The 13,412-nt window shown below is 38.9% G+C and carries 9 protein-coding genes and 1 other RNA gene; 4 read left to right on the top strand and 6 right to left on the bottom strand.

All coding sequences use genetic code 11. The features are described 5' to 3' along the window. Positions 1-47: 47 nt before the first annotated feature. The 3 genes from ssrS to RBH95_RS08360 form a co-directional block, all read right to left on the bottom strand. A non-coding RNA gene (ssrS, locus tag RBH95_RS08370) (6S RNA) lies at positions 48-155 on the bottom strand. Positions 156-209: 54 nt separating this feature from the next. Next, a complete protein-coding gene (locus RBH95_RS08365) occupies positions 210-503 on the bottom strand; it encodes a cell division protein ZapA (RefSeq protein ID WP_307899130.1) in 294 nt (97 codons plus the stop codon). Positions 504-519: 16 nt separating this feature from the next. Beyond that, positions 520-810 (bottom strand): hypothetical protein, encoded by a 291-nt coding sequence (locus RBH95_RS08360; RefSeq protein WP_307899129.1) that lies wholly within the window; start codon positions 808-810, stop codon positions 520-522. A 178-nt stretch (positions 811-988) separates the two neighbouring features. Here RBH95_RS08360 and RBH95_RS08355 point away from each other — a divergent pair, with 178 nt between their 5' ends. The 4 genes from RBH95_RS08355 to galB all read left to right on the top strand — a co-directional run bounded on the left by RBH95_RS08355 (position 989) and on the right by galB (position 9,197). Continuing rightward, complete coding sequence (locus tag RBH95_RS08355; protein ID WP_307899128.1) at positions 989-2,677, top strand: M23 family metallopeptidase; 1,689 nt, start codon at positions 989-991, stop codon at positions 2,675-2,677. A gap of 11 nt (positions 2,678-2,688) precedes the next feature. After that, the gene (locus tag RBH95_RS08350) at positions 2,689-5,151 is read left to right on the top strand and encodes a TonB-dependent receptor (protein WP_307899127.1); all 2,463 of its coding nucleotides are present in this window, start codon (positions 2,689-2,691) and stop codon (positions 5,149-5,151) included. 59 nt (positions 5,152-5,210) lie between these two features. Beyond that, a complete protein-coding gene (locus tag RBH95_RS08345; protein WP_307899126.1) occupies positions 5,211-6,299 on the top strand; it encodes a Gfo/Idh/MocA family protein in 1,089 nt (362 codons plus the stop codon). A 189-nt stretch (positions 6,300-6,488) separates the two neighbouring features. Next, entirely contained in the window at positions 6,489-9,197 is a 2,709-nt protein-coding gene (gene galB, locus RBH95_RS08340) for a beta-galactosidase GalB (protein WP_307902244.1), read from the top strand. A 93-nt stretch (positions 9,198-9,290) separates the two neighbouring features. Here galB and acs read toward each other — a convergent pair whose 3' ends face one another. The 3 genes from acs to RBH95_RS08325 form a co-directional block, all read right to left on the bottom strand. Continuing rightward, positions 9,291-11,198, bottom strand: a complete 1,908-nt coding sequence (gene acs, locus RBH95_RS08335) for an acetate--CoA ligase (RefSeq protein ID WP_307899125.1) — start codon at positions 11,196-11,198, stop codon at positions 9,291-9,293. Between the two features lie 148 nt (positions 11,199-11,346). Continuing rightward, a complete protein-coding gene (locus tag RBH95_RS08330) occupies positions 11,347-11,706 on the bottom strand; it encodes a DUF779 domain-containing protein (RefSeq protein WP_307899124.1) in 360 nt (119 codons plus the stop codon). A 66-nt stretch (positions 11,707-11,772) separates the two neighbouring features. Further along, positions 11,773-13,272: an aldehyde dehydrogenase family protein gene (locus tag RBH95_RS08325; RefSeq protein WP_307899123.1), complete on the bottom strand. Its 1,500-nt coding sequence runs from the start codon at positions 13,270-13,272 to the stop codon at positions 11,773-11,775. Between the last annotated feature and the right edge of the window lie 140 nt (positions 13,273-13,412).

The raw sequence follows: 13,412 nt of genomic DNA, 5'->3' as shown, positions 1-13,412 counted from the left end.
TTAGTTAATATATATAAAAAAGCCTACATCGGTTTTACATTTTGTATAAACTCCTTAAAAACAAGTTTAGGGCTAACAAACTGATCGACCCTCTACTCAGAGGCAGCTCGGTCTTACAGCTTAAACTCACCCTTTTTAAAGAATTAACGTTGAGTTTATCAAAAAAAATAACCAATGTAGGCAGTAACCTTTGTTATATTTAAAGAACGTTATGAGTTAGTATGTTGCTCCAAAAGTTCATCCAAGGCTAACAACCTGTTATGTACTTCTTCGCTAACATTTTCTCGATCTATAGATTTTTGCTCTAATTGAGAGGCAAACTGCAGGGCACACATAGCCAATACATCTTGCTTATCTCTCACAGAATAATTTTGCTCAAACTGGCCAATCATTGCTTCTATTTTCTTCGCCGCCTTGCGCAACCCTTCCTCCTGATTAGGAGCTATTGTTAAAGGGTACACCCTATTTGCAATGGATAGCTTTATCTTAAGCTGTTCTGACATACATCATACAATTACATTATTCAGACAATTGCGCAATACAGTGGTCAATATCCCTGATTAATGCGTTTATTTTGAGCTTCGTTTCTCTGTTATCTTCGTCACTGCCAAGTAATGATTTTGCAACCTTAAGCGCTTCGTATTTTTCAACCCAGGCACTTATTTCTTCCTGATGTTGTAATTTTTTTTGCTGTTGAAGAGCCAATTCCTCTGAAAGCTTAGCATTTGTTTGCTTTAAAACTTCGAGTTTGTGCAAAAGCTTGCTAATTTTGATCTCTAAAGAATCTACAATCTCTTCAATTTTACTCATTTGCAATATCCACTACTGTATCAACAAAGTTAAGATACCAAAACAAAAATCACAATTGTTTTACAATAAATTTTCAAATAATTAATTATTGAATGTAAAGTGCTGTTTTCTACTATTTATGGGCATTCCCTTTTGAAGATTAGTACCAAATTAATATTTTAGCCACACAAATTTGCTTATGAAAAAGGTCTTATTTTTCCTACTATCATCATGTCATATCTGCTTTTCGCAAAGCCCATATCCTCAGGACTATTTTAGAAATCCAATGGAAATTCCAATAGTGCTGGCCGGTACCTTTGCAGAATTGCGCCCCAATCACTTTCATGCAGGATTGGACATCAAAACCCAACATCGGGAGGGTTTAAATATACACACTGCTGCCCCTGGATATGTCAGTAGGATTAAAATTTCCCATTACGGCTATGGCAAAGCTCTATATGTAACCCATCCCAATGGTTACACCACAGTCTATGCCCATTTGCAAAAGTTTTCAGATAAAATTGAAAAGTATATTAAAGAATGTCAATACCAAAAGGAAAGCTATCAGGTTGAAGTATTCCCAACACCAGACGAACTCCCTATTGCCAAAGATGAAATTATCGCACTATCTGGAAATACTGGGGGCTCCTCTGCCCCACACCTTCATTTTGAAATTAGGGACAATGAAGAGCGCCCAATGAACCCCATGTTGTTTGGAATGGATGTGAGCGATTCCCGGAAACCAACCATCAATGGGCTTTTTGCTTATGTTAAAAATGAAAACTCCCATATCAATGGCTCCCAAAAGCGTAAAGAACTCAGATTGATACCTACGGGAACAGGCGATTTCAATGTGGAAGAAATTGAAGCTTTGGGAGAAATTGGTTTTGGTATTAATGCCCATGACCGATTGGATGACGCTCCTAATAAAAACGGCGTGAGCAATATTCAATCCTTCTATAATGGCAGTAAGCATTTTGAAATAGATTTTAAACGCTTTAGTTATTCCGAAACAAAGCATATCAACCGATTAATAGATTTTGAAAATTACAAAACCAATCACAACTATATCCAAAAGCTTTTTGTTGAACAAAACAACCCCTTAAGCCTATATAAAGATGTTGAAAACAGTGGTTATGTAAAAGTTTTGGACAGCACTTCTTCCGTATATAAAATAAGGGTTAAGGATTTTAAGGAGAATGATGTTTGGATAACTATTCCTATAAAAGGAAAGGACATAGCACTACCCGAGCCTTTAGAAGATATAAAACCTATGCATTATGCACTTCCTGGAAAAGCTACCAATTTGGAAAAAGGCAATATTTCGGTCTATATTCCAAAAGGTACGTTCTATGATGACACCTATTTAGACTTCGATGTTAAAGCAGACACGCTGCTTTTAGGAAAAGATATTGTGCCCTTGCAAAAACCCTTCACTATCACTTACGACATCAGCAACTACCTAGACGATGATAAAGAAAAACTTTACATAGCAGAACTTACAGGATACTACAAAACACCGAGATATGTCTCTACCTCACGACAGGGAGAAAGTCTGTCTGCGAGAAGCAAATCTTTGGGCACCTACACTCTAGAATCCGATTTAGTGCCACCAACCATTACTCCCGTTAATTTTTACGACGGAAAATGGATGAGCAATGCCACTGAATTAAAAGTAAAAATTGGAGACAAAGACTCAGGCATCAGCAACTATCGCGCAACCATTAACGGAAAATGGATTTTAATGGAGTATGAGTACAAAAAAGGGACCTTAACCTATAATTTTGAGGATAACGTTATTAGCGATACTGAAAACAATTTGAAGGTCATCGTTACCGATAATGTAGGAAATAGTTCTACATTTGAGGCAACGTTTTTTAGAAAATAAAATCTCAACTATTGAAACCTAACGTTTATCTCCTGTTTTTTGCATTTTTATGTTTATCCCTTTTAGGCTATTCTCAACAAGCCACCATAAAAGGCGTTATCTTAGACGACACTCAACTACCGGTCTCAAATGTTTCCGTTAAAGCAGGCGTCAATGGCACTTCTTCTAATAGCAACGGATTTTATGAACTGAAAATTCCTTCCAATACAGATGTGACCATTGAGTTCACCCATTTGTCCTATAAACGTGTGGTAGCAACCTTCAACCTGAAAAATGGTCAAGAACTGGAATTCAACCCAGTCATGAAAATGGATATAGAACAAATTGGTACTGTAGTCATCAATACCAATACCAGACAATCTGTTAATGGGGTTACCACAATTACCCCAGAAGTAATCAGGACCATAAAAGGCGCACAACCAGGGGTTGAAAATATTTTAAAGACACTTCCCGGTGTCAACGTTTCCAATGAATTAAGCACACAATACTCAGTTAGAGGTGGAAATTTTGACGAAAACTTGGTGTATGTCAACGAAATTGAAGTGTACAGACCATTCCTAATCCGTTCTGGGCAACAAGAAGGTTTGAGTTTTGTAAATACCGATTTGGTTCAAAATGTAGATTTTTCTGCAGGTGGGTTTCAAGCAAAATATGGTGACAAACTTTCCTCTGTGTTAGACATTACCTATCGCACACCTGTAAAATTTGGAGTTCGAACCGATTTAAGTCTACTCGGCGGAAGCGTTGCGGCAGAGGCCATCAGTAAAGATTCTAAATTCTCTGGAATTGTGGGATTACGTTACCGCGATAATAGTTTGCTTATCAATTCCATGGAAACGGAAACCAATGTGAGACCAATATTTGCAGATGCCCAAACCTATTTGACCTATAAGTTTTCAGACAAATTTCATTTGAATTTCTTGGGTAATTTTTCTGTAAACCGATACAATTTTGAGCCACAAAACAGACAAACCAATTTTGGAACCTTAACGGATCCAATTGCCCTTTTGGTATTTTACGAAGGCCAGGAAAAAGACGAATATGTCACCAATTTTGGTGCGTTTAAGGCCAATTACTTTGTGTCAGACAAATTGACCTTAAAATTAATTGCTTCTGGATATCACACCACAGAAGAGGAATATTTCGACATTTTGGCTCAATACCGACTTGGAGAAGTCAACAGTAGTATTGGAGATGAAAATTTGGGAGAAGTGGAATTTAGTGAAGGGATTGGTTCACAACTAACTCACGCCCGAAATGATTTAGACGCCCTTATTTTTAACGCTGAACACAAAGGAGATTACAAACCAAGTGAAGACACCACTATTGAATGGTCTGTAAAATATACTCATGAAGACATTAGAGACCGTTTGGTAGAATGGGAAGTTATTGACAGTGCTGGTTTTTCCATCACACCTCCTACGCTGCACATTCCCAATAACCAGCCTTACAATCCATACGAAGGTCCTTTGGTGGCGTTCCAAAACGTGAGAGCCACAAACAAAGTTCAGATTGATCGTTTACAGGCCTATGCCCAATGGAGCAAACGATCCACTTTAGGAAATCATGAGGTCTTCTATAATTTAGGAGCCAGAGCCCATAATTGGACAGTGAGCGGTGACGGGGTTGAAACCGTAACACAAACCGTGATTAGTCCTCGTGGACAATTTGCCATAAAACCAGATTGGGATAAAGACATGCTCTTTAGAATTGCTGGAGGATTGTACTACCAACCCCCTTTCTACAGAGAACTTAGGGATTCTTCAGGAGTGGTGCAACCTCATGTAAAAGCCCAAAAGTCAACCCATATTGTACTGGGGAATGAATACAGCTTCGAGCTTTGGGACAGACCTTTCAAACTGGTTTCCGAGGCCTATTACAAGCACCTTTCAGATGTAAATCCATACACATTGGAAAATGTTCGTATTCGCTATCGCGCAAAGAATAATGCCAAAGCTTACGCCTCTGGATTGGATATGCGACTTAATGGAGAATTTGTAAAAGGAACAGAATCTTGGTTCAGCTTTGGATATTTAAAAACTGAAGAAAACATCGAGGATCAGGGCTATATTGCCAGACCAACAGACCAACGTTTAAAGTTTGGAATTCTCTTTCAGGATTATGTGCCAAGCATCCCAGAACTTAAAATGTACCTGAATTTGGTTTACAATACGGGAGTTCCTGGTGGCTCACCAAGTTATGCCAATCCTTACCAATACCAAAACAGGCTTCGCGACTACAAACGGGCGGATTTGGGAATCAGCTATGTATTGGTAGACCAAAACAAAACTTACGATAGTTGGAAGCGTCATTTTAAAGACCTTACCTTAGGATTTGAAATCTTCAACATGTTTGACGTACAAAACTCCATCACCAATACTTGGGTAAGGGATGTTTACAGTAAGCGTCAGTATGCCATTCCAAACTATTTAACACCTAGAGTATTCAACGTAAGATTATCAGCTCGTTTATAATCTAAACAACTGCCCATATTTTTGTAAATTAGAGAAGACTAATTCGCAAACATTAAAATATGGGCAATAGACGATCATTTCTAAAAGCTTCAGGAATTCTTTTGGCAGCAAGCGCATTGCCTCTTTCCAGTTTTATGATTCCTCAAAGAAAAACAAAGTTAGGTGTAGCCTTGGTGGGATTGGGCTATTACAGCACAGATATTTTGGCCCCTGCCCTACAGCTTACCAAATATTGTGAGCTAAGAGGTATTGTTACTGGGTCCCCCGAAAAAATTCCTGTTTGGCAAAAGAAATACAATATCCCGGATGCCAATGTTTACAATTACGAAAACATGCATACCATTGCTAATAATGACGATATTGACATTGTTTACATTGTTTTGCCAAATGCACTTCATAAACCTTACAGTATAATTGGCGCCAAAGCCGGAAAACATGTATGGTGCGAAAAACCAATGGCCATGAATGTTTCAGAGTGCGAAGCCATTATCCAAGCCTGCAACAAAAACAAAGTACAGCTAACCATCGGTTACCGTCTTCAGCATGAACCGGTAACGCAAACTATCATAAAATGGTCGCAAACCAAACCGTATGGCCCTATAAACTCCTTATTTGCAGAAGCTGGTTTTTACAATAGTGCAAGAAATCATAAACACTGGAAACTTCATAAAACTTTAGGAGGTGGTGCCATGTATGATATGGGGGTTTATCCGCTCAATGCCGTTCGGTATGCTACAGGATTGGAGCCCATTTCTGTGAGTGCAACGCATGAATATACACGACCAAACATTTTCACTGCCGATGAAATAACACATTTCAATTTAGAATTCCCAAATGGCATCACAGCTCAATGTAAAACGTCCTTCGCTGAAAACATTAATACTATGAAGGTTGATTGTGCAAATGGTTGGTACAAAGCCGAACCTTTGCAATATTATAGCGGTGTTAGTGTGCAAGGAAGTGATGGACAAAAAGTATCACCATTTCAAGGAAACCAACAAGCGAAACAAATGGATGAGGACGCATTGGCCATCATTAAAAATATGGCACCAATAGTCCCTGGTGAAGAGGGTTTGAAAGATATTAATGTGGTGGAAGCCATCTATAAATCGGCTGCCAATAACGGTAAAAAGATTATGATAACATAGTATCCCTCCTACGCTCCTATCTTCATTATTTACTTTATTCAGAAAGAAATCTCCAATTAACCCAAACCATTATTCAGTAAGAATATTTTATATTTACATAATAAATGGCTGGTAAAATTGAAAAATACTCAACATAATCCCAATAATAATTTAAATACACTAAAAAAACTTTTAGGTAGCATAATTTTGGTGTTCCTATTTCTTTTTATTTTCGGGTGTACACCAACTATTTCTCCAGATAAAAATAGTAATCCCAGAGAACGCATTTCAATTAATAAAAACTGGAAATTCATGAAATACGAGTCGGAAGTTTTGGCTGACGACCTTATTTATGATGTAAGACCTGCAATTGAAAATGTTAATGACACCAAAGAAGCGGATTCCGAAGCAACCCAAGCTATTGAAGTAGCCCCTTCTGCCGAAGTTCTAAAAACTTATATATTACCAACAGCCAACCCTTTTATCAAAGACAGCACTAAGCATCACATAAGACCCAAAGGCAATCCAGGAGAAAACTTTCCTTTTGTACAAACTAATTTTGAAGACAATACTTGGAAAACGGTAGATTTACCTCATGACTGGGCTATAAAAGGTCCTTTTATGAAAGGCGATGATGCTGAAGTTGGAGGAGGCATGGGACGACTACCTAGCAATGGTGTGGCTTGGTACCGAAAGCAATTGGAAATTCCCCAATCCGATAAAGAAAAATCTATTTTCTTAGATATAGATGGCGCCATGTCTTATGCTATGGTATGGCTTAACGGTCATTTGGTTGGAGGTTGGCCCTATGGCTATAATTCTTGGCGATTGGATTTAACGCCTTATATCAAATTTGGGGAGAACAACCAACTGGCCATTAGAGTTGATAATCCGAACCATTCGGCTCGTTGGTATTCCGGAGGAGGAATTTATCGGAATGTGTGGCTAACCAAAACCAACAAAATTCATATCAGGCATTGGGGCACCTATGTAACTTCCCAAGAGGTTTCTAAAGATTCTGCAACCATCAATTTTGAAGTAGCTATTAACAATGATGCCCTGAGTAATGAAACAGTTAACGTAGTGACAGAAATTTATCCCTTGGAAAATAACTTCAAAAGATTAGGTCTACGAGCTGCTAGCATCAAAAAAAACAATATCTCCCTCAACCCCACTGGTCAGACAACAATAAAAGGGGCCACTACCATAAAACATCCAAAACTATGGGGCCCATCCCCGAGCCAAACACCTAATCTTTACAAAGCAATTACAACCGTTCATTCTCAAGATGGTACTATTATAGATCATTACGAAACTACATTTGGTATTAGAAAAATTATTTTTGATGCCAACAAAGGACTTATCGTAAATGGAGAACCCATAAAAATACAAGGTGTCAATCAGCACCATGATTTGGGCGCTTTGGGGGCTGCCTTCAACCTAAAAGCAGCCAAACGTCAACTGGAAACCCTAAAAGAGTTAGGATGCAATGCCATTAGGATGGCGCACAATCCTCCTGCTCCAGAACTTTTGGAGTTAACAGACCAAATGGGCTTTTTGGTTATTGATGAAATATTTGACAGCTGGCAGCGTAAAAAAACGACTCATGATTTCCATCTTATTTTTGATGATTGGTTTGAAGCCGACACACGCTCTTTTGTACGAAGAGACAGGAACCATCCTTCCGTAATATTATGGAGTTTCGGCAATGAAGTTGGAGAGCAGTATACAGATGAAGAAGGTGCGAAAGTAGGCGCTAAATTAAGTGCTATTGTAAAGAGCGAAGACCCCTCAAGGCCAACAACCGCTTCCATGAACTATGCCAAGCCCAACATGCCCTTCCCCTCCATTATGGATGTCATCAGCTTAAATTATCAGGGAGAAGGCATTAGGGATGCTCCTGCTTATTCTCATTTGCAAGGCATCAAAACTTCTCCCTTGTATCCGGCCTTCCACGAAGCATTCCCAAACAAAGCCATCATTAGTAGCGAAACGGCAGCAGCCCTAAGTTCTAGAGGAACTTATCTGTTTCCAGTAACAGGAGATATCAGTTCACCTATTTCTGATGGTGTTGGAGGCGATCCCAAAACTGGTTATGTCAGTTCCTATGAACTATATACCGCCAATTTTGGATCTTCCGCAGATAAAGTATTTGCATCGCAGGATAAACACCCGTTTGTAGTAGGCGAATTTGTCTGGTCCGGATGGGATTATTTAGGTGAACCAACTCCTTATTATTCATCTAAGAGTTCCTATTTTGGACTTATTGATTTAGCAGGCTTTAAAAAGGACCGTTTTTATTTATACCAATCCAGATGGCGTCCTGATTTGCCCATGGTACACATTCTCCCACATTGGAATTGGCCAGAACGTATAGGGCAAATTACTCCAGTGCATATTTTCACCTCTGGAGATGAAGTAGAACTGTTTTTAAATGGGAGGTCCTTAGGGCTCAAAAAGAAAGGCCCCTTCGAATACCGATTACATTGGGATGATGTTATTTATGAACCAGGAACTCTAAAAGCTGTTGCTTATAAAAATGGACAGTTATGGAGCGAAAAAACCATTCAAACCACCGGAAAACCTTCGAAATTAATATTGAAAACAGACCAAAACGACCTGCTCTCTAACGGCAAGGATTTAGCATTTATAACAGTAAAAATTACCGATAGCAAGGATCGTTTTGTGGCCAATGCCAACAATCCCATATCCTTTACAATTGAAGGACCTGGAGACATTGTGGCCACTGACAACGGAGATCCTACAGATTTAACCTCCTTTGCTTCCACAGAAAGAAACGCCTTTAATGGATTGGCTCTGGTTATTATTAAAGCAAAAAAAGGTGCAAACGGCCAAATAAAAGTAACAGCGAATTCTAATGGTTTGCAGAGTGGTTCTGTAACCATAAGTTGCCAATAATTGGTTTTAGATATTTAATCTCCAATTCTTCCAACAAAAAAGAGCATCAATATCCTTATCGATGCTCTTTTCATTTTTATTCTTTTATTAATTCTATAAAACATTATCCATAATTTCCTGAACTACTTCAGGGTTCAACAGTGTACTGGTATCTCCCAAATTAGACGTGTCGTTACTAGCAATTTTTCGTAGAATTCTACGCATAATCTTTCCACTTCGTGTTTTTGGCAATCCTTGAGTGAACTGAATTTTGTCCAACTTAGCAATAGGTCCAATACGATCGGTGATTAATTGATTGATTTCCTTACGAAGGTTCTCATGATTTCTACTTTCACCTGTATCTTTCAAAGTTACATAACCATACAAGGCATTTCCTTTCACGTCATGAGGGAAACCAACAATTGCGGATTCTGATACCGCAGGGTGCTCGTTGATGGCGTCCTCAATTGGCGCTGTTCCAAGGTTATGTCCAGATACAATAATCACATCATCCACACGACCGGTAATACGATAGTAGCCAACTTCGTCTCGCAAAGCTCCATCCCCTGTAAAATATTTATTTTCAAAAGCAGAAAAATACGTGTCTTTATACCTTTGGTGATCTCCCCAAATGGTTCGGGCCATAGAAGGCCAAGGGAATTTAATACACAATTTACCATCTACTTGGTTTCCTTTTATTTCTTGACCATTATCATCCATTAATGCAGGTTGTACCCCAATAAACGGCAAAGTTGCATAGGTTGGCTTGGTTGGTGTTACAAAAGGAATAGGCGTAATCATGATACCTCCTGTTTCCGTTTGCCACCAAGTATCTACAATAGGACTTTTTCCTTTTCCTATGGTATCGTTGTACCAGTGCCACGCTTCTTCATTAATAGGTTCTCCTACAGAGCCCAAAACCTTTAAAGAAGATAAATCATATTTATCCACCAATTCCACACCTTGTTTTGCCAATGCCCTGATAGCTGTAGGTGCCGTGTAAAACTGCGTTACCTTATGCTTTTGAACAATTTCCCAAAAACGTCCAAAATCTGGATAACTTGGCACACCTTCAAACATTACGGTGGTGGCGCCATTTGCCAACGGTCCGTATACAATGTAGCTATGCCCCGTAATCCAACCTATATCTGCGGTACACCAAAAAATGTCATGTTCCCTATACTGAAAAGTGTTTTTGAAGGTATAAGCGGTATACACCATATAACCTGCCAAAGTATGCACCATCCCTTTTGGTCTTCCGGTAGAACCTGAAGTATATAAAATGAATAAAGGATCTTCGGCATTCATAATTTCCGCCTTTCCTTCTTTGGAGGCCTTATCCAATAAAGGTTGCAACCAATGGTCACGACCTACTTCCATATGAACCTCTTCATTGGTGCGTTTAACCACCAAAACACTTTTCACGGTAGGACAGTTCTGCAGAGCTTCGTCTACAATACCTTTTAAATCGATAGTTTTTGCCCCTCGATACGAACCATCTGCAGTAACCACCAGTTTACATTCACTATCATTGATTCTTGTAGCTAATGCTTGGGAAGAAAAGCCTGCAAACACCACCGAGTGAATAGCCCCAATTCTAGCACAGGCCAAAATGGAAATGGCTAATTCGGGAATCATAGGAACATAAATACATACTCTATCCCCTCTTTGAATGCCCTGTTCCTTCAGCACATTGGCAAACTGATTAACACGTTCATAAAGTTGTCTGTAGGTAATGTGTTCTGCTGGTTCATTTGGATCATTGGGTTCAAAGAGAATCGCGGTTTTGTCCCCTCTTGTAGATAGATGTCTGTCAATACAGTTTTCTGTTATGTTCAATTGGGCCCCTTCAAACCATTTTACTTCCGGTTTGGTAAAATCCCAACTCAGGACTTTATCCCATTTTTTTCGCCACAAAAAGTGTTCTTCCGCAATTTCTTCCCAAAAATTTTCAGGTTCCCTTACCGACTTTCGGTAAACTTGGTAATATTCTTCTAAATGTTTTATATGATAATGACTCATGTATTAAAATTTGTATCCCAATTTTGACAAATTGAGAGAATTGATTTGGTTCTAAGTTATAAAAATTATGTTTAGAGACAGCTCTTTTTCTACCGACAACATTTTTCTGTCGACGGAAGTATCCTACTCAAAAGATTAACGATAAATCCTATTCCTTCTTATTGAAAAAGTCTTCTTCCTCTTCGGTCAACAACCTTGAATGAATCAAAAACCTGACACCCAAAGGTATTTCAAGAGAGAAACTAGCCCCTCTTCCCTCAGTGACATCTACTGTTAAATATGTGTGTTTCCAATATTCAAACTGATCGCGATTCATATAAAAAGGAAGGTCCTGCAGATAGCCCAATAGCACATCGCTCTCATCAATATACATGTCTTCCTTTTCTAAAATCATTGGCGAGGATCCATCACAACAGCCACCACTTTGATGAAAAATAAGCGCTCCATACTTCTTCTTTAGGGTCTCTACTATTTCAGCGGCCTTTTCTGTAATTGCTAATCGTTCCATAGTTATAAGATAAAAAAAAGGCTGACTTTGGGGACATCAGCCTTCTTCAATTGCTATCAATTACTTCTAAAAAAAGCCTAGTTTATTCTTGTCATAAGAAATGAGCATATTCTTGGTTTGGCGGTAATAGTTAAGCATCATGACATGGTTTTCTCTTCCAAATCCGGATTTTTTATACCCCCCAAACGGTGCATGCGCAGGATAGGCATGGTAACAGTTAACCCAAACCCTACCAGCTTTTATCGCTCTTGGAATTTGATACAATTGATGGGCATCACGTGTCCAAACTCCTGCTCCCAATCCATAAAGTGTATCGTTTGCAATTTCTATAGCTTCAGCTTCATCCTTGAATTTGGTCACACATACCACTGGTCCAAAGATTTCCTCTTGAAATACGCGCATTTTGTTGTGCCCTTCCAAAATGGTGGGCTTAATGTAAAATCCATTGGCAAAATCACCATCCAACTTATTGACCTCTCCTCCTGCAAGCACTTTGGCACCTTCGTCCTTACCAATTTTTAAATAAGATTGTATTTTTTCATATTGATCATTAGAAGCCTGAGCGCCTACCATCGTATTGGTATCATAAGGATTTCCTTGAACAATGGCATTTGTTCTGGCAATAACACGCTCCATAAACTTATCATAGATATCCTCTTGAACCAACAATCTGGAAGGACACGTACAAACCTCCCCTTGATTAAAGGCGAACAATACCGCGCCTTCAATAGCCTTATCCAAATAAGCATCATCTGCATCCATCACACTATTAAAGAAAATGTTAGGTGATTTCCCTCCCAATTCCATAGTCACAGGATTGAGGTTTTTAGAGGCGTATTGCATAATTAATTGTCCTGTGGTTGTTTCTCCTGTAAAAGCAACTTTATCCACTTTAGAACTCGATGCCAAAGGCTTTCCTGCTTCCGGTCCAAAACCATGCACTACATTAACAACACCAGGAGGAAACACATCCGCAATTTTTTCCATCAACAAAGTGGCTGAGGAAGGCGTTTGCTCCGCTGGTTTCAACACCACGCAGTTCCCTGTAGCCAAAGCTGGTGGTAATTTCCATGACAACATTAACAGAGGGAAATTCCAAGGAATAATTTGCCCCACCACACCAAGTGGTTCTTTAATATTCATGGAAAGTGTATTGGCGTCCAATTCGGAAGCCGTCCCTTCTTCTGAACGGATACAAGCCGCAAAATAGCGCCAATGATCTACCGACAATGGCACATCGGCATTTAGGGTTTCCCGGATAGGCTTCCCATTATCGCAGGTTTCCACCAAGGCAAACTCTTCCAAATTAGCTTCAATTATATCCGCTACTTTGTTTAATAATAATGAACGCTCTGTGGCCGAGGTATTCCCCCAAGCTTCCTTGGCTGCATTGGCCGCATCCAACGCCATTTCTATATCCTCCTTCTGTGATCTGGGATACTTTGCAATAAGACTATTATCTACAGGTGACGTGTTTTCAAAATAATCATCCCCCACTGGCGGGACAAACTTACCATTAATAAAATTGTGGTAGGTTTCTTTAAATTTCGGTTTAGAATAACTCATTTTTCAACTTTTTAGGTTTAACTTTTTAAAAAGCTTCAAAATCAACATGTTATAATCATTTTAAAAATTATCATGTTCTTAATTTGAAGCTGTAAAATTTGACTATTGTGTAACTTTTATAAATATATTTTACCATATTG

This window comes from Mangrovimonas sp. YM274, assembly GCF_030908385.1.
In the GTDB taxonomy this organism is placed as follows: Bacteria; Bacteroidota; Bacteroidia; order Flavobacteriales; family Flavobacteriaceae; genus Mangrovimonas_A.
The sequence above is the reverse complement of the archived record's forward strand: the minus strand, read 5'-3'. Positions and strand labels throughout refer to the sequence as shown.

Bases quoted from the DNA above. Each gene is read 5' to 3' on its own strand.
- RBH95_RS08365 (WP_307899130.1), bottom strand. From the start codon at position 503: ATGTCAGAACAGCTTAAGATAAAGCTATCCATTGCAAATAGGGTGTAC.
- RBH95_RS08355 (WP_307899128.1), top strand. From the start codon at position 989: ATGAAAAAGGTCTTATTTTTCCTACTATCATCATGTCATATCTGCTTT.
- RBH95_RS08330 (WP_307899124.1), bottom strand. From the start codon at position 11,706: ATGGAACGATTAGCAATTACAGAAAAGGCCGCTGAAATAGTAGAGACC.
- RBH95_RS08345 (WP_307899126.1), top strand. From the start codon at position 5,211: ATGGGCAATAGACGATCATTTCTAAAAGCTTCAGGAATTCTTTTGGCA.
- RBH95_RS08325 (WP_307899123.1), bottom strand. From the start codon at position 13,272: ATGAGTTATTCTAAACCGAAATTTAAAGAAACCTACCACAATTTTATT.
- RBH95_RS08360 (WP_307899129.1), bottom strand. From the start codon at position 810: ATGAGTAAAATTGAAGAGATTGTAGATTCTTTAGAGATCAAAATTAGC.
- acs (WP_307899125.1), bottom strand. From the start codon at position 11,198: ATGAGTCATTATCATATAAAACATTTAGAAGAATATTACCAAGTTTAC.